The 25,977-nt window shown below is 68.1% G+C and carries 21 protein-coding genes and 1 riboswitch; of the genes, 9 read left to right on the forward strand and 12 right to left on the reverse strand.

The genetic code is table 11. The features are described 5' to 3' along the window. Position 1: 1 nt before the first annotated feature. Positions 2 to 1,198, reverse strand: coding sequence for an efflux RND transporter periplasmic adaptor subunit (locus ACYX7E_RS15060; RefSeq protein WP_462081408.1), 1,197 nt, complete (start codon positions 1,196 to 1,198; stop codon positions 2 to 4). A 195-nt stretch (positions 1,199 to 1,393) separates the two neighbouring features. On the opposite strand from ACYX7E_RS15060, the gene ACYX7E_RS15065 reads away from it, so the two are divergent. From ACYX7E_RS15065 to ACYX7E_RS15075, 3 genes are all read left to right on the forward strand, one after another. Next, complete coding sequence (locus ACYX7E_RS15065; protein WP_462081409.1) at positions 1,394 to 2,209, forward strand: TetR/AcrR family transcriptional regulator; 816 nt, start codon at positions 1,394 to 1,396, stop codon at positions 2,207 to 2,209. Between the two features lie 141 nt (positions 2,210 to 2,350). Further along, positions 2,351 to 3,541 (forward strand): efflux RND transporter periplasmic adaptor subunit, encoded by a 1,191-nt coding sequence (locus tag ACYX7E_RS15070; protein WP_462081410.1) that lies wholly within the window; start codon positions 2,351 to 2,353, stop codon positions 3,539 to 3,541. A gap of 115 nt (positions 3,542 to 3,656) precedes the next feature. Further along, entirely contained in the window at positions 3,657 to 6,833 is a 3,177-nt protein-coding gene (locus ACYX7E_RS15075) for an efflux RND transporter permease subunit (protein WP_462081411.1), read from the forward strand. A gap of 136 nt (positions 6,834 to 6,969) precedes the next feature. On the opposite strand, the gene bioD is transcribed toward ACYX7E_RS15075, so the two are convergent. Then, positions 6,970 to 7,659: a dethiobiotin synthase gene (gene bioD, locus ACYX7E_RS15080; RefSeq protein ID WP_462081412.1), complete on the reverse strand. Its 690-nt coding sequence runs from the start codon at positions 7,657 to 7,659 to the stop codon at positions 6,970 to 6,972. Positions 7,660 to 7,839: 180 nt separating this feature from the next. Here bioD and ACYX7E_RS15085 point away from each other — a divergent pair, with 180 nt between their 5' ends. The 3 genes from ACYX7E_RS15085 (at position 7,840) to btuB (ending at position 11,022) form a co-directional block, all read left to right on the forward strand. Then, a complete protein-coding gene (locus ACYX7E_RS15085) occupies positions 7,840 to 8,322 on the forward strand; it encodes a GAF domain-containing protein (RefSeq protein WP_462081413.1) in 483 nt (160 codons plus the stop codon). After that, a complete protein-coding gene (locus ACYX7E_RS15090) occupies positions 8,319 to 8,723 on the forward strand; it encodes a TfoX/Sxy family protein (RefSeq protein WP_462081414.1) in 405 nt (134 codons plus the stop codon). The genes ACYX7E_RS15085 and ACYX7E_RS15090 overlap by 4 nt, the downstream gene beginning before the upstream one ends. Before the next feature lie 39 nt (positions 8,724 to 8,762). Further along, positions 8,763 to 9,000: riboswitch (cobalamin riboswitch) on the forward strand. 156 nt (positions 9,001 to 9,156) lie between these two features. Next, the gene (btuB, locus tag ACYX7E_RS15095) at positions 9,157 to 11,022 is read left to right on the forward strand and encodes a TonB-dependent vitamin B12 receptor (RefSeq protein WP_462081415.1); all 1,866 of its coding nucleotides are present in this window, start codon (positions 9,157 to 9,159) and stop codon (positions 11,020 to 11,022) included. Positions 11,023 to 11,180: 158 nt separating this feature from the next. Here the strand turns inward: btuB and gph are convergent, their stop codons facing one another. Further along, positions 11,181 to 11,840 (reverse strand): phosphoglycolate phosphatase, encoded by a 660-nt coding sequence (gene gph / locus ACYX7E_RS15100; RefSeq protein WP_462081416.1) that lies wholly within the window; start codon positions 11,838 to 11,840, stop codon positions 11,181 to 11,183. Positions 11,841 to 12,130: 290 nt separating this feature from the next. On the opposite strand from gph, the gene ACYX7E_RS15105 reads away from it, so the two are divergent. Then, entirely contained in the window at positions 12,131 to 12,421 is a 291-nt protein-coding gene (locus ACYX7E_RS15105) for a DUF2218 domain-containing protein (RefSeq protein WP_462081417.1), read from the forward strand. A gap of 97 nt (positions 12,422 to 12,518) precedes the next feature. On the opposite strand, the gene ACYX7E_RS15110 is transcribed toward ACYX7E_RS15105, so the two are convergent. Together ACYX7E_RS15110 and ACYX7E_RS15115 are read right to left on the reverse strand one after the other, a co-directional pair. After that, a complete protein-coding gene (locus ACYX7E_RS15110) occupies positions 12,519 to 13,787 on the reverse strand; it encodes a sensor histidine kinase (protein ID WP_462081418.1) in 1,269 nt (422 codons plus the stop codon). Then, entirely contained in the window at positions 13,780 to 14,472 is a 693-nt protein-coding gene (locus ACYX7E_RS15115; protein WP_462081419.1) for a response regulator transcription factor, read from the reverse strand. Before ACYX7E_RS15115 ends, ACYX7E_RS15110 begins: the two co-directional genes overlap by 8 nt. Positions 14,473 to 14,878: 406 nt before the next feature. Between ACYX7E_RS15115 and ACYX7E_RS15120 the strand changes: the two genes are divergently transcribed. Further along, positions 14,879 to 15,607, forward strand: coding sequence for a phosphatase PAP2 family protein (locus tag ACYX7E_RS15120; RefSeq protein WP_462081420.1), 729 nt, complete (start codon positions 14,879 to 14,881; stop codon positions 15,605 to 15,607). After that, on the forward strand, positions 15,604 to 17,442 hold the full coding sequence (locus ACYX7E_RS15125; protein WP_462081421.1) for a phosphoethanolamine transferase: 1,839 nt from the start codon (positions 15,604 to 15,606) through the stop codon (positions 17,440 to 17,442). Before ACYX7E_RS15120 ends, ACYX7E_RS15125 begins: the two co-directional genes overlap by 4 nt. On the opposite strand, the gene dinB is transcribed toward ACYX7E_RS15125, so the two are convergent. From dinB to ftsE, 7 genes are all read right to left on the reverse strand, one after another. Beyond that, positions 17,361 to 18,425, reverse strand: coding sequence for a DNA polymerase IV (gene dinB, locus ACYX7E_RS15130; RefSeq protein ID WP_462081422.1), 1,065 nt, complete (start codon positions 18,423 to 18,425; stop codon positions 17,361 to 17,363). The two genes, ACYX7E_RS15125 and dinB, sit on opposite strands and share 82 nt — an antisense overlap. A gap of 262 nt (positions 18,426 to 18,687) precedes the next feature. Further along, entirely contained in the window at positions 18,688 to 19,953 is a 1,266-nt protein-coding gene (locus tag ACYX7E_RS15135; RefSeq protein WP_462081423.1) for a dipeptidase, read from the reverse strand. A 344-nt stretch (positions 19,954 to 20,297) separates the two neighbouring features. Next, positions 20,298 to 22,364, reverse strand: coding sequence for a M3 family metallopeptidase (locus ACYX7E_RS15140; protein WP_462081424.1), 2,067 nt, complete (start codon positions 22,362 to 22,364; stop codon positions 20,298 to 20,300). A gap of 102 nt (positions 22,365 to 22,466) precedes the next feature. Continuing rightward, positions 22,467 to 23,171, reverse strand: coding sequence for a uracil-DNA glycosylase (ung, locus tag ACYX7E_RS15145; protein WP_462081425.1), 705 nt, complete (start codon positions 23,169 to 23,171; stop codon positions 22,467 to 22,469). An 83-nt stretch (positions 23,172 to 23,254) separates the two neighbouring features. Then, complete coding sequence (locus ACYX7E_RS15150; RefSeq protein WP_462081426.1) at positions 23,255 to 24,076, reverse strand: response regulator; 822 nt, start codon at positions 24,074 to 24,076, stop codon at positions 23,255 to 23,257. Positions 24,077 to 24,080: 4 nt separating this feature from the next. Beyond that, on the reverse strand, positions 24,081 to 25,073 hold the full coding sequence (gene ftsX, locus ACYX7E_RS15155; RefSeq protein ID WP_462081427.1) for a permease-like cell division protein FtsX: 993 nt from the start codon (positions 25,071 to 25,073) through the stop codon (positions 24,081 to 24,083). Continuing rightward, complete coding sequence (gene ftsE, locus ACYX7E_RS15160) at positions 25,066 to 25,755, reverse strand: cell division ATP-binding protein FtsE (RefSeq protein ID WP_462081428.1); 690 nt, start codon at positions 25,753 to 25,755, stop codon at positions 25,066 to 25,068. The genes ftsX and ftsE overlap by 8 nt, the downstream gene beginning before the upstream one ends. Positions 25,756 to 25,977: the final 222 nt, after the last annotated feature.

A 25,977-nucleotide genomic window follows, 5' to 3' on the forward strand; every position in this document is an offset into this window, starting at 1 on the left:
GTCAGTCCTTGGCTTCGTTGCCGTCAGTCGGGGCGGCCGGGGGCGTCGCGGCCTCGGCCGGCGCTGCAGCCGCGTCGGCGGCAGGCGCGGCGGGCGCACCCGCCTTGGCATCGCTCGGCTTGACGACCGCATCGACCTTGGCCTTCTGCAGGCCGGACACGATCACGCGGTCGCCGCTGGCCAGGCCCTGGTCGACGATCCAGTCGCTGCCGGCCGAGCGCACCAGGCGGATGTCCTTGCGTGCGACCTTGTCGCCGGCCCCGACCACCAGCACGTAGGCGCTGGCGGCATCGCGCTGCACGGCGGCCTGCGGCACCACATAGATGTTGCTCTGGTTGCCCAGGTTCGCCAGCAACGTCACGTAGGCGCCCGGCAACAGTTGCTTGTCGGGGTTGGGCACGGTGGCGCGCAACGAGATCGCGCCGGTGGTCGGATCGACGACATCGCCGGAGAAGTCCAGCGTGCCGGTCTGGTTGAACAGCGTGCCGTCCTGCAGGCGGACCTGGACCTGGGTCTGGCCGGAGCGGTCGATCTGCATCCGGCGCAGTTCCTCCATCTCCGAGACGCTCATCGAGAAGTTCACGTACAGCGGGTCGATCTGGTCGACCGTGGTCAGCAGCGTGGTTGCGCCCTGTCCCACCAGCGCGCCCTCGGTGACCTGCTGCTTGCCGGCGCGGCCGCTGATCGGTGCGCGCACCGTGGCGTAGCCGAGGTTGATCTGTGCGGCGTCGACCGCGGCACGCCCGGCCTGCACCGAGGCCGCGCTGCTGCGCTCGGTCGCCAGCGCGTTGTCGAGGTCGGACTTGGAGATGTAGTTCTGCGGCGCCAGCTGGCGGGCGCGGTCGGCCGCCGTCTTGGCATTGGCGTAACTGGCCTGGGCCTGCGCCAGCGACGCCTGCGCGGTGCCCAGTGCGGCGCGCAGCTGCGCGGGGTCGATCGTGAACAGCACGTCGCCTTCCTTGACGTCGCTGCCTTCGCGGTAGACGCGCTGCTGCAGGACGCCGGGGACGCGTGCGCGGACATCTGCGCTGCGGAACGGGGCCAGGCGGCCGACCAGATCCTTCTGCAACGGTAGGGTCTGCGGCGACACGGCAAGCACGACGACGTCCGGCGGAGGCGGCTGCGCTGGCGCTTCGGTCTTCTGGCAGGCAGTCAGCAGGGTCGCCAGAACGGCGACGGCGGGCAGGAGTCGAGCCATGGGAAATGTCCGTGAAAGGTGGAGCGCAAGGAGAACGCGAATTTCTGTACCGGGCAGTATAGCTATAGATTGTGTTAGCTGGAACCCTGCCAAAAGTCGTGATCTGGCGACTCGAGCCCCGGTTCAGGAAGAATTGCACTCGAAAAGTGAATCTGATTCATAATATCGCCCTTCGCCGTCAGGCCGGACCTCCCCATGTCGACATTGAGCCGCAAGCAGCGTGAATTCGCCGTGCGTGAGGAGCAGTTCCTCGACAAGGCCCAGGAATTGATCCAGCGCGACGGCCTCCTGGCCTTGCAGATGTCGCGGATCGCCGAGGAATGCGAGTACGCGACCGGCACCCTGTACAAGCACTTCGCCAGCAAGGAAGACCTGCTGGTCGCACTGGCCACCCGCAACTGCCTGAGCCGGGTCGACCTCTACGAGCGCGCCGCGCGCTGGCCGGGGCCGACGCGCGACCGCATGCTCGCGGTGGTGCTGGCGGACCTGATCGTCATGCGCGAGCAGCCCGAGCATTTCCGGCTCGCCCAGTTCGTCTGGACAGACGTGGTCTGGGGCGCCGCATCGCGCGAAAGCCGCCAGCGCGCGCTCGAGGCCAGCGCACCGCTGGCGACGCTGATCGACGGTATCGCCACCGAAGCCCGGCGCACCGGCGAACTGCCTGTCCACATGCCCCTGTCTGACGCAAGCCTGACGATTGGCCCATGGGCAATGTGCCTGGGCATGCATACGCTTGCGCAGCAGGACGGACTGATCGATGCCGGGCTGGTCGGCAATCCCTACCGCCTGCTGATCAAGCACCTGCACTACCTGCTCAACGGCTACGGCTGGCAACCCATGTTCGACCCCAGCGACGAAGACGCGATCGATGACGGCATCGCGCGCCTGAGCCAGGAGGTGTTCGGCATTCCCTGCGCCACGTTGTTCCCCGACGACTGTCCTGCGTCTCCCCGCTTCACCGGTTCACGCGCCACCGGTTCAACCGCCACCGGCTCCCCCGCCGCCGGCTAGCCGCCCGCCTTTCACCGCATCGCGTCAGCCCCAGCCCGCCCGGCCTCGACCCGTCGACGCCGCGCCAGCCAGGCCGCCTGACCGCCGACGCACCGCTCCACCGGTCCGCCACAGCATCAACACCTCCTTCGGATATCTCCCATGGCCAAGCCCAACTCCACGCGCGCTCCCTCCACCCGAAAGCGCATGTTCTGGATGCTCCTGCTCACCGGACTGATCGTCGGCGGCCTGTTCGCCGCCAAGGCGTTCATGGGAGCCGGCATGAACGAGTTCTTCGACAACATGCCGCAGCCCGCGGTCGCCGTGACCACCGCCGAGACGCGGGAAGAGACCTGGGCCGCCGGACTCGATGCGGTCGGCACCCTGGTCGCGGTCAACGGCGCGGACGTCACCACCGAAGCGGCCGGCGTGGTCAAGTCGATCAGCTTCGAGGCCGGCCAGCCGGTCAAGGCCGGCAGCGTGCTGGTGCAGCTGAACTCGGCCAATGAGCTGGCAACGCTGCGTGCGCTCGACGCCGCCGCCGCGCAGGCCGCCACGCAGCGCGACCGCTGGCGCGAACTGGTGCAGGACAAGCTGGTGTCGCAGGCCGACGCCGATGCCCGCACCACCGAGGCCGCGACCACCCGCGCCAGCGCCGAGGCCCAGCGCGCGCTGATCGCGCAGAAGACCATCCGCGCCCCGTTCGATGGCGTGCTCGGCATCCGCAAGATCAACCTCGGCCAGTACATCGCACCCGGCGATGCGATCGTCAGCCTGCAGTCGCTGGATCCGATCTACCTGGATTTCTCGCTGCCCGAGCAGCACCTGCCGACCACCCGCGAAGGCGTCACCATCAAGGTGCAGGTCGACGCGCTGCCGGGCGAGAGCTTCGAGGGCACGATCACCGCGCTCGAACCGGCAGTGGATGCCAGCACGCGCAACTTCCGCGCCCAGGCCACGCTGCGCAACCCGGACGGCAAGCTGCGCCCGGGCAGCTTTGCGCGCGTCGGCTTCGACAGCGGCACGTCCAGCAAGGTCGTGGTGATTCCGCAGACCGCCGTCAGCTTCAATCCCTATGGCAACGCGGTCTACGTGATCACCGAAGTGCCGCGCGGCAAGGACGAGAAGGACGAGAAGGGCAATCCCGCCACCGGCCCGAAGTTCGTCGCCAAGCAGCGCTTCGTCACCACCGGTGCCGCGCGCGGCGACCTGATCTCGGTCTCCGACGGCCTCAAGCCCGGCGAAGTGATCGCCACCAGCGGCCTGCTGAAGTTGCGCAACGATGCCGAAGTCGTCGTCAACAACAAGATCCAGCCCAGTGCCGAAGAGGCGCCGAAGCCCGAGAACCGCTGACCCCGCGTGCGACTGCGCGCAACCCTGCACGCGCTGATCCGTACCCGGCCCGGCCGCCGCCGAACTGCACTTACCCCTGCCCTCTCCCCGTTCGGGAGAGGGGGAGACGCAAGCGATGAAATTCACCGACATCTTCGTCAACAAGCCCGTGCTGGCTGTCGTGGTCAGCCTGTTCATCCTGCTGTTCGGCTTGCGCTCGTTCACCGAGCTCAACGTCCGCCAGTACCCGGAAGTGCGCAATGCGGTCGTCAACGTCAGCACCACCTACTTCGGTGCCGACGCCGACCTGATGCAGGGCTTCATCACCACGCCGCTGGAACGCGAGATCGCCAGCGCCGAGGGCATCGACTACCTGACCTCCAGCAGCTCGGCCGGCGTCAGCGTGATCCAGGCCTACATCCGCCTGGACCAGGACCCCAACGAGGCACTGACCCAGATCGCCGCCAAGGTCAACAAGCTGCGCGGCGAACTGCCGCAGGAATCGGAAGACCCGGTCATCGACCTGCAGCAGGGCCAGCAGATCGCGGCCATGTACGTGTCGTTCGCCAGCGAACGCCTCAACGGCAACCAGATCACCGACTACCTGACCCGCGTCGTCGAGCCCAAGATCGCGACGATCCCCGGCGTGCAGCGCGCCGACATCATGGGACCGGGCGCGTTCGCGATGCGCGTGTGGCTCAAGCCCGACCGCATGACCGCGCTGGGCGTCACCGCGAGCGACGTGCACACCGCGCTGCAGTCCAACAACGTGCTGTCCGCACTGGGCTCGACCAAGGGCCAGATGGTCGCGATCGACCTGACCGCCCGCACCGACCTGCGCACGCCCGAGGAATTCCGCAAGCTCTCGGTGCGCGAGGAGAACGGCGCGATCGTTCGCCTGGGCGACGTCGCCGACGTCGAACTGGGCTCGGAGGACTACGGCACCTCGGTACGCATCAATGGCGATGACGCGACCTTCATGGGCATCTTCGTCTCGCCCGACGCCAATTCGCTCGACGTCATCGCCGAAGTCCGCAAGGCCTGGGACAACGAGATCATCCCGCAGCTGCCCGAGGGCCTGGTCGGCTCGATCCCCTACGACAGTACCGAGTCGATCCAGGACGCGATCAACGAGGTCGTCAAGACCATCCTCGAGGCGGTGGTCATCGTCATCGTGGTGATCTTCCTGTTCCTGGGCTCGCTGCGCAGCGTGCTGATCCCTGCGGTCACCGTGCCGCTGTCGCTGGTCGGCACCCTGTTCCTGATGTTGCTGCTGGGCTTCACGATCAACCTGCTGACCCTGCTGGCGATGGTGCTGGCGATCGGCATCGTCGTCGACGACGCGATCATCGTGCTCGAGAACATCCATCGCCACATCGAGGAAGGCATGTCGCCACAGCAGGCCGCGCTCAAGGGCGCGCGCGAACTCGCCTGGCCGGTCGTGGCGATGACCACGACCCTGGTCGCGGTCTACCTGCCGATCGGTTTCCAGGGCGGCCTGACCGGCGTTCTGTTCACCGAGTTCGCGTTCACGCTGGCCGGCGCGGTGCTGCTGTCGGGCGTGATCGCGCTGACGCTGACGCCAATGATGTGCGCCAAGATGCTCAAGCCGCACAGCGAAGGCAGCAAGGGCAAGCTGGAAGCCTGGCTGGACGCCCGCTTCGACTGGTTGCGCGACGGCTACCAGCGCAAGCTGCATGGTGCGCTCGATACCCGCTCGGTGATCATCGTGTTCGGCGCGATCATCTTCGTGTCCTGCGGCTTCCTGTACATGGTCGCGCCGAAGGAACCGGCACCGGTCGAGGACGAGGGCTTCGTGTTCGCGATCGGCAGCGCCGACTCCTACACCACCTTGGACTACGTGGAGCGCTACACCGAAGAGATGACGGCCGCGGGCAAGGCGATCCCGGAGATCAACGACTTCTTCCTGTTCAACGGCGGCATGGGTGGTGGCGGCGCCAGCAACACCGCGATGGCCGGCTTCGTCATGAAGCCCTGGAGCGAGCGCTCGCGTTCGACCAACCAGATCCTGCAGCAGGACCTGCAGCCCAGGATCAGCCAGATCACCGGCCTGAACGTGTTCGCGATGGTGCCGCCATCGCTGCCCACCGCGGGCGGCGACGGCGGCGGCGAGTTCCTGATCGGCGGTGTTGGCGGCCTGGACCAGTTGTCGGAACTGGCCGACGGCATCCTCAAGCGCGCGTATGCGAGCAAGCGCTTCATCTTCCTCGACAAGGACCTGAAGATCGACAAGCCACGTATCGAGGTGCAGATCGACCGCGACAAGGCGGCGATGCTGGGCATCGACATGCGCACGCTGGCGGCCGACATGGCGGCGATGCTGGCCGGTGGTTACACCAACCGCTTCGCGATGCAGAACCGCTCCTACCGCGTGATCCCGCAGGTGCAGCGCAGCGATCGGCTCAACGCCGAACAACTGGCGAACTACTACACCCGCACCCGCGATGGCGCGCTGATCCCGTTGTCGACGATCATCACGCTGAAGGAAAGCACCCAGCCGCAGACGCTCAAGCGCTTCCAGCAGCTCAACTCGGTCGGCATCACCTTCATGGCGCGTCCCGGCGTGACCAAGGGCGATGCGCTTCGCGTGCTGGAACAGGCCGCCGCCGAGGTGCTGCCGCAGGGATACAGCGTCGACTACGCCGGCGAATCGCGCCAGTTCAAGCAGGAAGGCGCGACGATGCTGGTGACGCTGGCGTTCGCGCTGATCATCATCTTCCTGGTGCTGTCGGCGCAGTTCGAGAGCTTCCGCGATGCCCTGATCATGCTGGCGACCGTACCGATGGCGATCTGCGGCGCGCTGCTGGTGCTCAATGCGCTGGCGTTGCTCAGCGGCATCCTGCAGTTCGCGGGGATCGAGGCCTTCCCCGGCATGAGCATCAACATCTACACCCAGGTCGGCCTGGTGACCCTGGTCGGCGTGATCTCCAAGCACGGCATCCTGATCGTGGAGTTCGCCAACAAGCTCCAGAGCGAGCAGGGCCTGTCCAAGCGCGAGGCGATCGAACAGGCGGCCGGTATCCGCCTGCGCCCGGTGTTGATGACCACCGCGGCACTGGTGTTCGCGATGGTGCCGCTGCTGATCGCCAATGGTCCGGGTGCCGCGGCGCGGTTCTCGATGGGCGTGGTGATCGCGGCCGGCATGACCATCGGTACCGCGTTCACGCTGTTCGTGCTGCCGGCGTTCTACCTGCTGCTGGCCCGCGACCACGCGCACGACCAGGATGCGCAACGCGACGCCGCGCAGCTCGACGCTGGCCATGACGCACCGCCGGCACCGCAACATGGCTGAGCACGGCGACCCGCCCTGCTCCTGAACGAAGAAGGCGCACCCCGGTGCGCCTTCTTCGTTCGTGCACTGCCGGAATCGCGCCCATAGGTACTGGTGCAGCGAAGGCTCGCGCCCAAGGGCGCTCCTGCGGCGCGGGCTACCGCCAGACCTCCGGCAACCGCAGGTACGTTGCGGCATCGGCCTCGCCCCGCGCCTCGCCATCGGCGACATGCGGCAACACGCCCAGGCAGGGCGCCGGCAGTGCCGCCGTCAACAGCAGCAGATAGTCGTCGACACGGTCGAACTCCGGATCCACGCGGTTGCCGATCCAGCCCAGCAGGGGTCGGCCATCGGCAAGGATGGCGCGCGCGGTCAGGCGCGCATGGCTCAGGCATCCCAGGCGCAGGCCGACCACCAGCACCACGCCGGCATCGAACGCCTGCGCCAGCTGATGGTGTTCAAGCGCATCGGCCAGCGGCGCGGCCCAACCACCCGCGCCCTCCACGACCACCACGTCCGCCATCGCCGCCAGCCGGGCATGCGCTGCCCGCAGCACGCCGCTGTCGACCACGATGCCGGCATCGCGCGCGGCCAACTGCGGCGCCGTCGGCACCGGCAACGCATACGGATTGACGTCGTCGTAGTCCGGCCGCGGTGCGCTGGCCGCCTGCAGCGCCAGCGCATCGTCGTTGCGCCAGCCAGCCGTCGTGGACTCGCAGCCGCTGGCCACGGGTTTCATGCCGACCGCACGCAGGCCGCGCGCACGCAGCGCATGCAGCAGGGCAACGGTGGCGTGGGTCTTGCCGATGCCGGTGTCGGTACCGGTGACCATCAGGTTGCGTTGCATGGGCCTGCCTGGCGGCGTCGAGCGGGAACGGCCGGCCATTGTGCCGCAAGGCGATACGCCGCGAGGCGGACGGCCCGGCGGCACGCGTGCCGCCGGCCTGCATGGCGCCGGTCTACAGCGGGGGTTCACCGCCTCCGCGCGGGTCCGGAGCGCATGCGACGACGCTGTTACACTCGGGACATGTTCACCTCCACCTCGCTCAGCGGCAGCAAAGCCGAACAGTACGCAGCGCTCGCCGAGCAGGCGGGCGCGCTGCTGCACGGCGAAAACGATGCCATCGCCAACGCCGCCAACCTGTCGGCGCTGGTCTATCACGCGCTGCCGGAGCTGAACTGGGTCGGCTTCTATTTCTTCGACGGCGTCGAACTCGTGGTCGGTCCGTTCCAGGGCCTGCCCGCCTGCGTCCGCATTCCCCTGCACAAGGGCGTCTGTGGCGCGGCCGCAAGCAGCCGGCAGACCCAGCGCGTCGACGACGTCCACGCCTTCCCGGGACACATCGCCTGCGACAGCGCATCGCGCTCCGAGCTGGTCGTACCGCTGTACAAGGGCGATCGCCTGGTCGGCGTCTTCGACCTCGACAGTCCTGCCCCTGCCCGTTTCGACCTGATCGACCAACAGGGCATCGAAACGATTGCCCGCATCTACCTCGAGGCGCTGTCATGAATGCTCCGCTGAAACCGGTTCCCCTGAAGCTCCGCAACATCGGCCCGAAGAGCGCGGCCTGGTTGCGGCAGGTCGGACTGCGGACCCGCGAGGACCTGGAAGCCGCCGGCCCCGTGGATGCCTTCATGCGGGTCAAGCGCGCGGGCTTCAAACCCAGCCTCAACCTGCTGTACGCGCTGGAAGGCGCGCTCAACGACTGCCATTGGCAGGAGGTTCCCGAGGCGCGTCGCAAGGTGCTGGTCGAGGCCGCCGAAGCCGCGATCGCACTGTTGCCGGCGCCACGCAACCGGCCGGCGGCGTCGCCGGTAACGACCACGCACCTGCAGGAAGAGTCGGCCCCGTCCTACGGCTTCCTCGACGACACCCCGGGCGACAGCGACGGCGACAGCAGCCGCGACTGAGCCGCCGCCGGGCCCGCAGCGCGCGGAATCCTTCGCGTACAATGCGCGCTGTTTCGAGGTGACCTGAGGGCGTCCTGCCGCCAGGTTGAAACGGGAAGCCGGTGACCCTTCGCCGCGGCCTTGCTGCCGTGGCGCTGTCATTCCGGCGCTGCCCCCGCAACGGTAAGCGAGCCAATCCTGTCGCATCCGCCACTGTGCTTCGCACGGGAAGGCGCGACAGGCGGAGTCCTGGACTCCACTCGCAAGCCCGGAGACCGGCCTCGATACACGGATCGCCCCATCCCGGGGACCGATCCAATCCGGTTGCGATGCGGAGGGCGTCGCGGCAGCGATGTCGGCGCGCGCCTGCGTTCCGGCTGCGCGGCCTGCGTCCTCTCCATCCGACTTCCCCGCCATGTCAGCGCACGCCCGATGCGTGCGATGGAGAAGCCCCATGCAAGTCCGCCGCCTCACCCTGGCCCTGTCTGCCAGCCTGTTCGCCACCCTGCCCGCCGTCGCGCTGGCCCAGCCCGACCAGGGCGCCACCGACCTCGACCAGGTCGTGGTCACCGCCAACCGCATCGAGACCCTCGTCGCCGACAGCATCGTCCCGGTGCAGGTCATCGACCGCGAGGAGATCGAGCGCAGCCAATCCACCAACGTGCTGGAACTGCTGCGCGGACGCGCCGGCATCGACTTCGGCAACCAGGGCGGCCCCGGCAAGCTCAGCTCGCTGTTCCTGCGTGGCGCGGAGTCCGACCACGTGCTGGTGCTGGTCGACGGCGTCAAGTACAGCTCGGCGACCGCCGGCATGGCCGCCTTCCAGGACCTGCCGCTGGCGTTGATCGATCGCGTCGAGATCGTGCGCGGCCCGCGTTCCAGCCTGTACGGCTCGGAAGCGATCGGCGGCGTGATCCAGGTGTTCACGCGTCGCGGCGGCGATGGTTTCAGCCCCCACGTCACGGTCGGCGGCGGCAGCCATGGCAGCCGTGACGCCAGCGCCGGCTTCGGCTACAACGGCACCCGCGGCTGGGTCGGCGCCAACGCCGCCTACGCCAGCACCGACGGCATCAATGCCTGCCGTGGATCGGGCACCCTGTTCCAGGGCTGCTTCACCGACGAACCCGACGACGACGGCTACCGCAACGTCTCGCTGAGCCTGCGTGGCGGCCTGCGCCTGACCGACGCATTGTCCGTGGAAGGCAACTTCCTCAACGTCGCCGGCGACAACGAGTACGACGGCTCCTGGACCAACCGCTCCAAGATCCTGCAGCAGGTCGCCGGCACCCAGCTCAAGTACAAGGCCTCCGACCGCCTGTCCCTGACAGCGGCACTGGGCCGCAGCAAGGACCAGTCCGACGACTACCTCGACACCACGCTGCGCAGCCGTTTCGAGACCCGCCGCGACAGCGCTTCGCTGCAGGCCGACATCGCCGTGGCAGCCGCGCACACCGTCAGCGTCGGCGTCGACCACATCGAGGACCATGTCGACAGCAGCACCCGCTACGCCGTCGACAGCCGCGACAACACCGCGGTGTTTGTCTCCTACCAGGGCGGGACCGGCCTGCAGCGCTGGCAGGCCAGCGTCCGCAACGACGACAACGAGCAGTTCGGCAACCACCTGACCGGCGGCCTCGGCTGGGGCCTGGCATTCGCCAACGGCATCCGCTTCAACGCAAGCATCGGCACCGGCTTCAAGGCTCCCACGTTCAACGACCTGTACTACCCCGGCTCGGAAAGCCCGGACCTCGAGCCGGAAGAGTCGACCAGCCTGAACCTCGGGCTGTCGCAGTTCGCCGATACCTGGAACTGGTCGTTCAACGTCTACGAGAGCCGCATCGACAACCTGATCGTGTTCTCGTACCCGCCGCCGAACTACGTCGGCATCGGCCGCAATATCGACGAGGCCCGGATCCGCGGCGCCGAGTTCACGTACGCGATCACGCTGGCCGGCTGGGACCTGTCGACGCAGCTGAGCCACACCGATCCGCGCGACCGCAGTGATGGCGCCAACCACGACAACCTGCTGGCTCGTCGCGCCCGCAACACCGGCCGCGTCGACATCGACCGCACGTTCGGCGCGTTCCGCATCGGCAGCACCGTCAATGGCGCAGGCAGCCGTTACGACAACGCCGCCAATACCGCACGCCTGGGCGGCTACGGCACGATGGACCTGCGCCTGGAATACGCACTCAATCGCGACTGGAGCCTGCTGGCCCGTGCCAGCAACGTCTTCGACCGCGACTACGAAACCGTCGCCTGGTACAACCAGCCCGGCCGCGAGTATCGCCTGAGCCTGCGTTACCAGCCTGCGCGCTGACACCTGCTGCAAGCAACAACGGGCGCATGGATCGCGCCCCATCGTGCCGCTGCCTGTATGCAGCGGCACGATGGGTACATCTGCATGCTGTCAGACGCAGGCAGCACGCACGCCATCGTTGCGGTCATGGCCGCTGCTGCACGGCGTGCGATGCCCGCTCACAGCGCGCCCGGCACCAGCAGTTCGCGCAGATCGCTGGTGACCACGCGAGCGCCAGCGCCATGCAGATCGAATCCGCGCCGATAACCGTATTCGACCAGCACCAGCGGCATGCCCGCGGCATGCGCGGCGTCGGCATCGGTCTGCGAATCGCCGACCATCAGGCAGTCGCTGGCCGCAACACCGAAATATCCGGCCAGGTGCAGCAACGGCAATGCACTGGGCTTGCGCTCGGCCAGCGTGTCTCCACCGACCACGGCATCGATCCACCGGTCCAGCCCCATCGCCTGCAGCAGCGGCGCGATGTGGCGCTGTGGCTTGTTGGTGCAGACCGCGAGTTTCACGCCCTGCGCGTGCAGCGACGCCAGGGTTTCCGCGACGCCCGCGTAGACGCGCGCATGCAGCAGCAGGCAGTCGCCGTAGTGGACCATGAAACCCGGCATCACCTGGTCGATGTCGGCGTGGCTGCCCGCGGCCGCGAACGCCGTCTCGATCAGCTTGCGCGCGCCTTCGCCGATCCAGCCGCGGATCGTGCCTTCGTCGAACTGTGGCAAGCGATGGTCGGCCAGCGTGCGGTTGACGGCCTCGGCGATGTCGGCCGCACTGTCGACCAGCGTGCCGTCGAGATCGAACAGGACCACGGGATACGGGAAAGCCAAGCCATACTCCTTGCGCGCAGGACGCGTTGAACCGGATCACTGGGATGTCGATGGTCTCATGCGCCCCAGGTGGCGACCACCGCGCCAGCCGTCGGCCGCATGTGCGTGGTCTGGCGGTCTGGCGGCCCGGACGTGCGCACGTCGCCTCACGCCCGTGACGCCCCGCCCTGCAACGCTGCGTTCAAGCCGCAGGCAGGCAGGCGACGGAGCACGCAGGTATGCTGCCGCAGCCCGCGCCGGCGAAGCGGTCGGATCGCCACGCCGTGCCACCCACGTTCCAGGAGCACCCCATGGCATCCTCGCTTGCCGACGTCCATTCCAACGATCCCACCCGCCTGCTGCGATGGCTGTGCAACCACTGGCGCCACAAGTTCGAGATCCGCAACGACCATGACGGGCATGCACTGATTCCGCTGGCCGAGACCGGCAATGCCGAATTCAATGTCGAAGGCGAGATCCTGCACATCGTGGCCAGCCACGACGATGCCGAAAAGCTGCCGCGCCTGCAGGAAGTGATCGCCGTGCACCTGCAGCGCTTCGCCCGCAACGAAACCCTGCAGTTCGACTGGCGCGCCGGCTGACGCCGATCGCGTGGTTGCGACGCGCCGCCTTGCGTGGCATGCCGCGGCCCCGGCATGCGGTGGCCGACGGGCGCATCGCCGCGTGCGGACGCACCGCCTAGGTCGGCGGGAACACCAGCCGGGTTCGCGTGCCCTCGCCGTGGTGCGACTCGAACGCCAGCCGCCAACCCAGGTGCTCGCACAGCCTGGCGATCAGGTCGAGGCCGATGCCGCCGCCTTCGCGGCCATCGCCGCGCACCATGCGGGCATAGAGCCGGCTGATCTCTTCGGGCGACATGCCGCGGCCCGGGTCGTCGATGCGCACGCAGCCGCCCGCCTCCAGCGCGATCAGGACTTCGCCGCTGTCGCTGTTCTCGATCGCATTGCGCAGCAGGTTGCCGATCGCCGCCTGCACCACCTGCAGCGGTGCCACCACGTTGCAGGCCCGCGCCTCCACCAGCACCAGTTGCAGGCCCTTGGCCGCCGCCATCGCGCGATAGTCGTCGACGATCTCGGGCAGCAACTGCTCCAGCGCGATGCGATCGTTGCTGCGACCCAGCCGCGCCGGATCCTTGGCCAGCACCAGCAGCAATGCGATCAGGCGCTCGATGTCGCGTCCGGTCCGGCGGATGCGCGACAACTGCTGGCGCGTCGCATCGGGGACGCCCGGTTGCTGGCCGACCAGCTCGGCCGCACCGGCAATCACCGCGATCGGCGTGCGCAGCTCGTGGCTGACGCTGTCGATGAACGCACGCTCGCGTTCGACATGGCGCTCATGCCGCGCGATGAAATCGTTGAGCGCATCGGCAATCACCGCAAGCTCGGTACTGGCATCGGCATCCACGGTGATGCGCTCCCCTGCCCGCTCGGGAGACAGTTCGGCAAGCGTGGCGGCAAACGAACGCAGCGGACGCATCAGCCGATCCATGCCCCAGCCGATCGCCAGGCCCAGCACGGCGACCAGCAACACCATGGCCGCGATGACGCTGGCGGCGACATAGACCTCACGCTGCTCCAGGTCCTCGATATCCAGCGCCAGCGCCCAGCGCTGGCCTTCGACATCGCGCACCAGTACGACCCAGCGCTTGTCGGAAAACACGACTTCATCGTAGAGGCCGGGGGAGACGTCCCGCAGCACGTCCGGCAACGGTGCACTGCTCTCGTCGCCGTACAGGTGCATGGTCTCGGTGTCCGCCCAGTGCTCGTCTGGCAGCTGCTGGTGGGAGTCGAGGATATGGTCGAACTCGGACTCCAGCAATGCCGTCCACAGCACCTGCTCGGCCTGCTCGTTGACGACGAATCCGTAGGCATAGACCGCGATCGAAACCAGTACGGCGTAGACCAGCAGGCCTTGCACCAACCGGCGGCGCAGGCTTTTCCTAGCCATCCGTGCCGGCGCCGCTGATCTCGGCGAGCCGGTAGCCCAGGCGCGGCAGGGTGTGCAGCAACTTGGTCGCGAACGGAGCATCGATGCTGCGACGCAGTTCGTAGACATGCGAGCGCAGGGTGTCGCCGTCCGGCGGCTCCTCGCCCCACAGGGTGTGCTCGAGGCGATCCCTGGTCACCACGGCGGGGCTGGCGCGCATCAACACCTCCAGCAGCCGGCGGCAGGCCGGATACAGGTGCAGCGTACGCCCGGCGCGGGTGACGTCGAGCGTCGACAGATCGTAGTGCAGGTCCGCGACCCTCAGGATGCGTTCGGCCGGACGCCCGCGCGAACGCGACAGCAGCGCCTCCAGGCGGACTTCCAGTTCGGGCAGGTCGAAGGGCTTGGTCAGGTAATCGTCGGCACCGGCGCGGAAACCGGCGATCTTGTCGGGCAGCTCATCGCGGGCGGTCAGCATCAGCACCGGGACCGAGTGCCCGGATTCGCGCAGGCGGCGGAGCACTTCGCGGCCGTCGAGGCGCGGCAGCATCCAGTCGAGCACGATCGCATCGTAGGCCTGGGTGCTGGCCAGGTGCAGGCCGGTCGGGCCGTCCGGCGCGGCATCGAGCACATAGCCGCGCGCCTCGAAGAAGTCGAACAGGTTGGCGACCAGGCTGCTGTTGTCTTCGACGACGAGCAAACGCATACGCAGACTCCGATCCGCAAAAACACTCCATAGGATGTGCGGCCTGGCGTCGGAACGCCGTCGGAACCTTGCGCGCCAGGCCGCTGGCACTTGACCCACGCACCTCCAGGCCGCGCGGATGGCCTATCGAACACCCCGAGCAGACAACCGAAGCTGAAGCACAGGCCAACCGCCGGCGCCAAGCGCATGCCCACCGAGCCCCGGCGCGATCTCTGCACGCCGCCGCCAAAGCCATTCCAATCAGGGACTTGCATCGGGCTTGGCGGCAGCGCATACCGACCCCGTCGACGCGGGTGTTCCGTACCGCAACGCCACCGGCCCGCATTAACGCGACGGCAACTTCGTTCTGACCGATGTCCGACATCTGCGCCGCGAGCATCGCGCCACGCCCGCCACCGACCCACGCATGTCCATTGCCTCACGCCCCCCCGGAGTGTCCTCCACGGCTCCCCGCGCGCCTTCGATTCCCGGCGCTGCGACCGCCGCGATCCCACGCCCCTGGCATCCGCAGGCCATCGCCTTCCTGACCGTTGTCCTCCTGGTCGCGCTCGCACTGCTCGCCAACCAAAGTGGACTGGACCTGTGGCTGGCGGACCGGATCTATGCCGCACAAGGGTTCCACTGGGCGTTGCGCCACCACGTCCTGACCTGCGACGTGCTGCACGACGGCGGTCGGAAGGTCTCGCAACTTGCCTGGGCTGGCGTCGTCATCGCCTGGCTGGTTTCGCGGCGCATCGGGGCGTGGCGTCCCTGGCAAGGCGCGCTGGGCCGACTCGCACTGTCGGTGCTGTTGGCAACGGTCCTGATCGCAGCGCTGAAGCAGTTGATTCCCGTGTACTGCCCCTGGGACCTGGTGCGCTATGGCGGCACCGCGAACCTCGGCGATGGCGGAGGGGTCTGCTTCCCCGCCGGCCATGCCAGCGCCGGCTATGCGTGGATGGCGCTGGCGCGCCTGCCGCGGACGGTCCTATGGCGACGCGTTGGACTGGCAACCGGCATTGCGGCCGGGCTGCTGTTCGGACTGGACCAGCAACTGCGCGGTGCGCATTTCCTGTCGCATGACCTGTGGACGGCAGCGCTGTGCTGGGCCGTCGCCGTCGTCGTGTCGCCCTCGGCGAAGGAGCGCGCGGCATGAATACCGCCACCGCGCCGATGCCATCGGTCTACGCATGGATCCGCGCCGCCTGGCAATGGCGTCCGCTGTTGTCGACCGGCCAACTGGCGGCCTGCGCCAGCCTGTACCTGTCGCTGGTGTGCAACCTGCCGTTCTGGCAGGCCTCGCAGGCGGCGGGGGCATTCGCGGGGCCTTCCGGACTGCGCAATGCCTTCGCGCTGTTCGGACTGGTCACCGCGCTGCAGGCTTTCCTGCTGGGCCTGCTGCTGCACGGACGTTGGACCAAACCCGTGCTCGCGGTGCTGCTGGTGTTGTCGGCGCTGACCGCGCATGCCATGCAGCGCTACGGCATCTATTTCAACAGCGACATGCTGCGCAACGTACTCAACACCGATCCTGCGGAAGCCAGCGAGCTGTTGACCTGGGGACTGCTGGCATCGCCATTCCTGCTGGCGGGCCCGGGACTGGTGCTGCTGGCGCGCGTGCGGCTGACGCCGCAGCGTCTGCTGCGGGCCTTGACCGTCCGGCTCGGCTGGCTGGCCCTGAGCGCCGTGCTGGCGGCCGCCTGCGCGTTGCTCGCGTTCCAGGATCTGTCGTCATTGATGCGCAACCATCGCGAACTGCGCCACCTGATCACGCCGGGCAACCTGGTCATCGCCAGCGCCACCGTGGTCCGCGATGCGCAGCGCGCGATGGTGCCGTATCGGCAGATCGGCACCGACGCTGCGATGGCGCCGCGCAGGCCGGATGCGTTGCCGCGCCTGGTCGTACTGGTGGTCGGCGAAACGGTGCGCGCGCAGAACTGGGGGCTCAACGGCTACGCGCGCCAGACCACACCGCAGCTGGCACGGACCCAGGCGATCAACTTCAGCAATGTCTCGGCCTGCGGCACCAGCACCGAAGTCTCGCTGCCCTGCATGTTCTCGTACGAAGGCCGACCCGGCTACGACAAGGCACGGCTGTCTCGCTCGGAGTCGCTGCTGCATGTGATCGAACGCGCCGGCATCCGGACGCAATGGCTGGACAACCAGTCCGGCTGCAAGGGCGTATGCGCGGGTCTTGCGTTCCATTCGATGCAGGACCGCCCGGCATCCCGGGCCTGCAACAACGGACACTGCCCCGATGCGATCCTGCTGGACGCGCTGCGCGACGCCATCGATCGCGGCAACGCGGACGTCAGCGCCACAGCCAGCCCAGGCGACCAGTTCATCGTGCTGCACCAGATCGGCAACCACGGCCCGGCCTACTACGAGCGCATCGAGGAGCGTTTCCGACAGTTCACGCCGACCTGCGAATCCTCCGACCTGGGCGACTGCCAGCGTGCGCAGATCGTCAACAGCTATGACAACGCGATTCTGGCGACCGACGACATGCTGGCACGCGCGATCTCGCTGCTGGCCGCACACGAGGATCGCGAGACCGCGTTGATCTACCTGTCCGACCACGGCGAATCGCTGGGCGAGAACAACCTGTACCTGCACGGTCTACCGTACGCCATCGCGCCGGACACGCAGACGAAGGTGCCGATGCTGGTCTGGCTGTCGCCGCAGATGGCGGCATCGCGCGGTGTCGACCTCGACTGCCTGCGCGCACGTGCAAGTGCGCCGGCCAGCCACGACAACCTGTTCCATTCGATACTGGGATTGCTGCAGATCAGCACCGCAGTGCATGACAGCGGCCTCGATCTGTTCGCCGGCTGCGAGGCAGGCCCGGCTCGGGCAAGCGCAGATACGGTCGGCAGCGCCCCGGAGGACGCCACCTCGAACGCCGTTACTCAGTCCTCGAACAGCGAGGGCTGGGCGACGAACTCACTGCCGTCGCGAAACCCGGACAGGCCGACGCCGACCAGCCGGTAGCGCGTGTCGGCCGGCATGTCGACGCGATCGAGCAGGGCCAGCGCGATCCGCGTGAACTCCGGCTGCGAAGCCGGCGGCGCATCCGGGGTCAGGCTGCGGGTCAGGATCCGGAACTGGGACGTCTTGAGCTTCAGCACTACGGTACGGGCGATGCGCTCGGTCTTGCGCGATGCCTGCCAGGTGCGCTCGGACAACTGCTGGATCATCGGCACCAACGCCTCCAGCGGCACGTCCTCGGCGAAGGTGTCCTCCGACGAGATCGACTGCACCGGCTGGTTGGGTTCGACCGGCCGCTCGTCGATGCCGCGCGCGCGCCGGTACAGGCTGCCGCCGAAACTGCCGAAGCGCATCTGCAGTTCCTCGAGGGCGAACGCGCGCAGGTCGCCGACGGTGGCGATGCCCAGCTGCGTCAGCTTGCCCTGCATGACCTTGCCGACACCCGGGATCTTGCCGACCGGCAAGGGGGTCAGGAAGGCCTCGACCTGTGCCGGCTTGACCACGAACAGGCCATCGGGCTTGTTCCAGTCCGAGGCGATCTTGGCGATGAACTTGTTCGGTGCAACGCCTGCCGACGCGGTCAGCGAGGTTTCTTCGCGGATCCGCGTGCGGATCGCCTCCGCGGTCGCGGTGGCGCTGGGCGAATCGACCTTGGGTTCGGTGACGTCGAGATAGGCCTCGTCCAGCGACAGCGGCTCGACGAGATCGGTATGGCTGAGGAAGATCTCCCGCACCTGGCGCGAGACGGCCTTGTAGCGGACGAAGTCGGGCGGTACGAACACCGCGTCCGGGCACAGGCGCCCGGCGCGGACCGCCGGCATCGCCGAACGGATGCCGAACACGCGTGCCTCGTAGGAGGCCGCACACACCACCGACCGCGCACCACGCCAGGCCACGACCACCGGCCGGCCGCGCAACGACGGATCGTCGCGCTGCTCGACCGAGGCGTAGAACGCATCCATGTCGATGTGGAGAATCTTGCGCATCGGCGCCGGCAGACTGCAGTGCGCTGCATTCTAGCTCCGTGGTGCCCCCCGTCGCGTCCCGCCTCATGATCCGCGCGGTGCCCCGCGTCTCACCATCGCAGCTGCAACGGCGGACGCCACGCCGCAGCGACGCCGGGACAAGGTCCCGGCACGGCTTTGCAACCCTGTTACCCGTCTCCGGGGAGACATCGAGATCTGGTGCGCGGGTGGCGCCGCCGCCACCACGGCTGCGCCACCCGCTTGGAACCCCCCACCCACCCCGTCAGCGCTTGGCCGCCACCACGGCCGCACGCCACACGCGCAGGAAGTTCCCGCCCCAGATACCTTTGATCTGCGCTTCGCTGTAACCGCGCTTGAGCAACTCGGCGGTGACATTCGGCGCCTCGCTGGCGCTGTCGAATCCGTCCACGCCCGAGCCATGATCGAAATCGCTGCCGATGCCCACGCGCTCCACGCCGATCCGCTTGGCGATGTAGTCGATGTGGTCGACATAATCCGACAACGTCGCACGCACCCGCGTCGCCGCCACCGCATCGTTGAATCTGGCGCGGGTCTGCGCATCGAGCTGGTCGGTGCCCTCGGTCTGCGCGCTGAACTGCGCAGGCAGGCCGAACTCGACGCGGATCGCGCGGATCTTCTCCAATGCCGCGGCATCGGGCTCGCGCAGGTAGGCCGTGAACGGCACCGCCAGCACCACGCCATCCTTGGCCTTGATGGCGTCCAGTTCCTCGTCGTCGAGATTGCGGGTGTTGTCGACCAGTGCGCGGGCATTGGAGTGACTGGCCACCACCGGCGCCCGACTCAACGCCAGCGTCTGCAGCAGTGCCGGCTTGCTCAGCTGCGACACATCGACCAGCACGCCCAGGTCGTTGAAGCGCGCGACCGCATCGCGACCGAGCTGCGACAGGCCCTTGTGGCGATCGACCTCGCCATCGGTCGGACGCGACGAATCGGAGAAGGCGTTGTGCCCCGCATGCGTCAGGCCGGCGATGCGGACGCCGGCCGAATGGAAGGCATCGAACGCCGCCAGGTCCTCGCCCAGGATGCGGGCGTTCTGGAACCCCAGCACCACCGCGATCTTGCCTTCCTGGTGCAGGCGCTCGACATCGTCGGCACTCAGCGCCAGCGCGGCCTTGCCCTGACTGGCCTCGATCTGGGCGCGGACACTGGCCAGCTTGGCATCGGCCTGCCGGCGTGCATCCGCGACGCCTTCTGGCGTCTCCGGGCCCGGTCCCACCGCAAGCGACAGCACCACCGCGTCGACGCCACCGGCCTGCAGCTTGTCGAAGCTGACGCGCGAGCCGCCCCCGGGCGCGTGGTAGCGCTCGGGGGTTTCCGGCAACAGCACGTCGGCATGGCCATCGAGCACCAGCACCGCATCGTGGACACTCCGCGCATCCGCAGGCTCGCCTTCCGATGGCACGCCCGACTCCTGCGAAGAGCAACCTGCGAACAACAGGCCCAGCACCACCGCCATCGATGTCATCGCAGGCCAACGGCTGCGCTGGCGATTGTTCTGTCTGGGCACGAGACACTCCATCTGAAGGAAAAGAAGGAGGCCGACGTGGGGAGGATTGCGATGTATCCATGCATCGCCGCCGGCCTGTGTGTCCAAGCTATGGGCCTGTCGACACTGGGTCCAACGATGTTTGGTCATCTGCTTGTGACCGCGGGTGCTGGCGCGCGCCTGCGTCGCCCGGTCTGCATCCAGGCGCACGCGTCGATCAACGCAGGCGGCCGCTTGCGTGCAGCCATCGGTCTTCGTCGTGGCGCTTTGAAGGAGGGCAATGCCCCGAGGCCATGCGCCTCCGGGTATGCGCCTGCGGGCAGGATGCGGCATCGCGCATCGCGATCCCGCGCAAGCAGAAAGCGCTATGCGGTCATGCCGCCATGCCGCAGCAGCGCATCGATCTTCGGTCCACGGCCACGGAACGCCTGGAAGTTCTCCAGCGCATCGCGCGTGCCACCGCGCGCCAGCACTTCGCGACGGAAGCGCGCACCGGTGTCCGCCACGCGGTCCGGTGCCTCCTCGAACGCGGCATAGGCATCGGCACTGAGAACCTCGGCCCATTTGTAGCTGTAGTAGCCGGCGGCATAACCGCCCGCGAAGATGTGCGAGAACTGATGCGGGAAGCGATGCCATGCCGGCGGCCGGTTGACCGCGACCTCGTCGCGCACACGCTCGACCAGCGCCATCACGTCGTCGCGCGCAGGATCGAACCGAACGCCACCGGACTGTGCGCCGTGCAACTGCATGTCGAACAGGGCGAACTCGATCTGGCGCACGGTGAACATGCCGTTCTGGAAGTTCCTGGCCGCGAGCATGCGTTCGTAGAGTTCACGCGGCAGCGACGCGCCGGTGTCGACATGCGCGGTCATCGCCTGCAGGCGCTCCCATTCCCAGCAGAAGTTCTCCATGAACTGGCTGGGCAGTTCGACCGCGTCCCATTCGACGCCGTTGATGCCGGAGACACGCAGCTCGCCGACCTGGGTTAGCAACTGGTGCAGGCCGTGGCCCATTTCATGGAACAGGGTGGTGACTTCGTTGTGGCTGAAGGTCGCCGGCTTGCCCTCGATGCCGCGACCGAAATTGCAGACCAGGTAGACCAGCGGTGTCTGCGTGCCCCGTGCGGTGACGCGGCGCGCACGGCAATCGTCCATCCAGGCGCCACCGCGCTTGCCCTCGCGCGCATACAGGTCCAGGTAGAACTGGCCCACCAGCCCACCCTGCGCATCCTCGAGCCGATAGAACTGCACGTCCGGATGCCAGACCGGCGCGTCGTCGCGGAGCACGCGGACGCCATACAGCGTGTGGATGACGTCGAACAGGCCGGCCAGCACCTTGTCCTGGGTGAAGTACGGCTTGGTCTCCTGGTCGGAGACCTGGTAGCGCGCCTGCTTGAGCTTCTCGCTGGCCCAGGCCAGGTCCCAGGGCTGCAGGCCATCGAGTCCGAGTTCGTCGCGCGCGAAGGCTTCGAGCTCGGCACGGTCGCGGCGCGCATGCGGCAACGCGCGCGTGGCGAGATCGCGCAGGAAGGCCAGCACCTCGTCCGGCGACTGCGCCATCTTGGTCGCCAGCGACACATCGGCATAGCTGGCGAATCCCAGCAAGGTCGCCAGTTCCGCACGCAGCGACAGGATCCTGACGATCGCGGCGCTGTTGTCGAACTCCTCTGGCCCCTGCTCGGACGCACGGATGCCGCTCGCGCGGTACATCGTCTCGCGCAGCCCGCGGTTGCTGGCATGGGTCTGCACCGGCAGGTAGCACGGCATCTGCAGGCTCAGGCGATAGCCATCGACGCCGGCCTTGGCGGCGGCCGCACGGCATGCGGCGATGACATCGGCCGGCAACCCCGCAAGCGTGTCGACGTCATCGACATCCAGCGACCAGGCATCGGTGGCGTCCAGTACGTTCTGCGAGAACTTCGCCGACAGTGCCGCGAGCGCTTCCTGGATTTCGCCGAAGCGTGCCTTCTGCGCATCCGGCAGTTCGGCGCCACCGAGCCGGAAGTCGCGCAACGCATGATCGATGACTCGGCGCCTCGCGGTGTCGGCATCGAGCGTGGCATCGGCCGCCGCCAGCGCGCGGTACTGCGCGAACAGCGCCAGGTTCTGGCCCATCTCGCTGGCCAGCCGCGTGACCTTGGGCAGGTTGGCGTTGTAGGCCTCGCGCAGGGCGGGCCGGTCCATGACCGCCTGCAGGTGCACGACCTGGCCCCAGGCGCGCCACAGCCGTTCGGTGGCGTCGTCCAGCGGCACGATGATGTTGTCCCAGGTCGGTGTGGCGACGCCCTCGGCGGTGCGGACGACGGCTTCGACATCGGCCAGCAACTGTTCGATCGCAGGCGTGATGTGCTCCGGGACGATCGCATCGAAACGCGGCAGACCGTCGAGGTCGAGCAGCGGGTTGTCCGAAGAGAGGGTGTCCGGGGAGGTCATGCGTATGTTTCCGTACGAGAGGCGATAGAGGGTGGCTGCGACGTCATGCCGTGATGGGGTCGCGCCGGCCTTCAGGCAAGCGTCGCCATCAACCAGGCGCTGTCAGCGAGCAAGCGAGGCACGCGGCGGCAGCGACCAGTCGATCGGGGTCTGGCCGCTGCGCGTGAGCCAGGCATTGGTCGACGAGAAATGGCCGCTGCCCAGGAAGCCGCGATAGGCCGACAACGGCGAGGGATGCGTGGTCCGCAGCACGCGGTGGCGCTGCGCGTCGATGACCTTGCCCTTGGCCTGCGCGTAGCTGCCCCACAACAGGAACACCAGGCCTTCGCGCTCGCGGTTGAGCACGTCGACAACGTGGTCGGTGAACCCTTCCCAGCCCTTGCCCTGGTGCGCGCCGGCGCGGCCCTCCTCGACCGTCAGCACCGCGTTCAGCAGCAGCACGCCCTGCCTGGCCCAGGGCATCAGCCAGCCATGGTCGGGTCGCGGCAGGCCGAGGTCGCGCTGGATCTCCTTGAACATGTTGTCCAGGGACGGCGGCACCGGCACGTCGGGCTGGACCGAGAAGCACAGGCCATGCGCCTGCCCGGGACCGTGGTACGGATCCTGTCCGAGGATCACGACCTTGACGTCGTCGAACGGCGTGGCGTCGAACGCCGCGAAGATTTGCGGGCCGGGCGGATAGATGCGGGCACCGGCCTGCTTGCGCTGGCGCAGGAACGCCGACAGCGCCTGCATGTCGTCGCGCTGCAGCCAGTCGCCGATGTGCTGCTTCCAGGAAGGTTCGAGCTTGATGCGTTCGTCGGACATGACAGCGTGCAATGGGAAGTCGGGAAAGTGGGGGCGGCGAATGGACAAGCGTCCGTGGCCGCTGGCATCGGCCGGGCGTACGTCTACATGCCGGCCAGGCGCAACTGGAACAACGCCTTGGTCGCCAGCAACCGTTCCTCGATGGGCTTGAGCACCAGGTCGTTGGCGCCATCGTGCAGCAGGCCGACCTGGGTGTCGCGATTGTGGTCGCCGGTCATCACCAGCACCGGCAGGCGACGCTTGCCGTACCCGAAGTCGTTGCGGATCGCGCACAACAGGTCGCGGCCGTTGAGCTCGCCCTTCAAGTAAACGTCGGTCAGCACGAGGTTCGCACCGGGTGCGCCGTCGGTGTCGCGATACGCGTCGAGGTAGGCGAGCGCGTCCTCGGCGCTGGCGACATGGGTCACGCGCATGCTGTGGGCCTCGAGCATGCGCCGCGTGGCCACCGCAACGGTCCGGCTGTCCTCGATGTAGAGCACGTGCGCGCCGGGAATCGGCTGCGGATGCACATAGCCGCGGATGAAGGCGGCCAGCGCGTTGGGTCCCAACCCCTTGTCGAAGTAATCGGTGACGTCCTCGGTGAAACGTCGATCCTCGAGGTGCGCCTGGGTATCGGCGGAAATCACGATCACCGGCACGTAGCGCTGCACCGTGGCCTCGCGGACTGCGCGCGCGACCTGCAGGCCGTCGCCATCGGGCAACACCAGGGCTGTCGTGACCAGGTCGATGGGCGTCGTGGCCAGAGCCGCGCGCGCGTCCTCGAGACCGCCGCAATCGATGACCTGCGCGTCGGCCAGTTCTTTTTCCAGCAACACTTTGATGAGCCTGCGCACCAGCTTCGAGCCGTCGACCACCAGGACACGGGGTGTCAGCGTCGACAGGTGGCGCAGCTCGTGGACTTCCACGGAATCAGGTATCCGTCGGCCGTGTCTGCCGCAGGAAATGTCCGGTCACCACGCCCGCACCCAGCCAGCCCAGCGCGGTCGCACCCAGCAGCACCACCAGCAGGCGCAGGGGATCGAAACCGAGCAGCGCGAACTGGCTGCCGTAGCTGGCCGACAGTTCCGCCAGCGGTGCCTGCAGCGCGATGCCCGCGGCCGCCAGCAGGCCGATCGCCGCAGCGCCTGCCGCCAGGCCGTACCACGCGCCCAGGTACAGGAACGGACGACGGATGAAGCCATCGGTCGCACCCAGCAACTGCAGCACGCCGATTTCCTCGCGCCGCGACTGGATGTCGAGGCGGACGGTATTGCCGACCACCAGCAGCGCGCCCAGCCCCAGCAGCAGGGCCAGCACCGATGCCACGCGGCCGCCGAACCTCAGCCAGTTGTCGAGCCGCTGCCGCCACTGCACGTCGTGCTGCACCAGGTCGGCCTCGGGCAGTTCCTGCAACGCCGACGCGACCAGCAGTTCGTCGCCGTCGGGCGTGATCACCAGCAGGTGCGGCAACGGATTCTCGCCGGCCGTCGCGTCGATCGCATCGCCAAGGCCGGCACGCGCGCGCAGCGCCTCCAGCCCCTGTTCCGGCGTGCGATGTTCGACCTTGCCGATGCCGTCACGCGCTTCGAGCTCGCGTGCCAATTCGACGGCGCGGGTGGCATCGACATCCTGCTTCAGGAACACGCTGATCTCGCGCGACTGTTCGACGTTGCCGGCCAGCCGTTCGACATTGCCCAGCACCAGCCAGAGTCCGAGCGGCAGCGCCAGCGCCACCGCCATTACGCCGATGGTCAGGAGCGCGGCCCAGGGCTTGCGGAACACCCGGCCAAAGCTGGACACCACGCTGTAGAGGTGATGGTCGAACCAGGTCCCCAGCGCCGAGCTGCCCGGTTGCGGGATCGGCCGTGCGCCCGGGTTTGCCTGCGGCGCGGTGTTGTCGGTGGCGGCGCGCGACTCACTCATCGGCAAGATCCTCCGGCGAGATGTCGTCGACCAGTTCGCCATGGTCGAGCACCAGCACGCGCCGGCGCATGCGCTTGACCAGGCCGAGGTCATGGCTGGCGATCATCACGCTGGTGCCGCGCTCGGGCAGCGACGCGAACAGCGCCATGATTTCCGCCGACAGGGTCGGGTCGAGATTGCCGGTCGGCTCATCGGCGACCAGCAGGCGAGGCTCGCCGACGATCGCGCGGGCGATGCCGACGCGTTGCTGCTCGCCGGCCGACAACTGCGTCGGCAGTGCGCTTTCGCGTGCGCCCAGCCCCAGCCGTTCGAGCACACTGCGCACGCGCTTGCCGATCTCGCCGCGGCGGACGCCACGCAGGATCAACGGCAGCGCGATGTTGTCGAATACGCTGCGATCGGTCAGCAGGCGATGGTCCTGGAAGACCACGCCGACTTCGCGCCGATGCATCGCGATGCGCCGGCCGCGGACCTTCAGCAGATTCCGGTCCGACAACAGCACGGCACCGCGACTGGGCCGCTCGGCCAGGTGGATCAGTTTGAGCAGCGTGCTCTTGCCCGCGCCGGAATGCCCGGTGACGAACAGCATCTCGCCGGCCGAGACTTCGAAACTGACCTCCGACAGCGCCACATGGCCGCCGGAGTACTGCTTGCTGACATTGTCGAATCGCAGAACGCTCATGGGCGAAGTATCGCAGACCGCGCAGGCCCAGGGGGAGCGGCGGGCCGGATCGAAACACCGTCGGCGACGTTCAGCCGACGCCTTCCGGCCAGCCGCAACGCGCGACAAATTCGCGTCGGGACATCCGGCGCCGACGCCCACCATCGGTGGACATCAGGCCCGGTCGCGCACGCTCCCGGCCCTGGTCCGGCATGGCCGGCGACCGGCGTGTCGGCCTCCTGC

The organism is Luteimonas sp. RIT-PG2_3 (assembly GCF_054902115.1).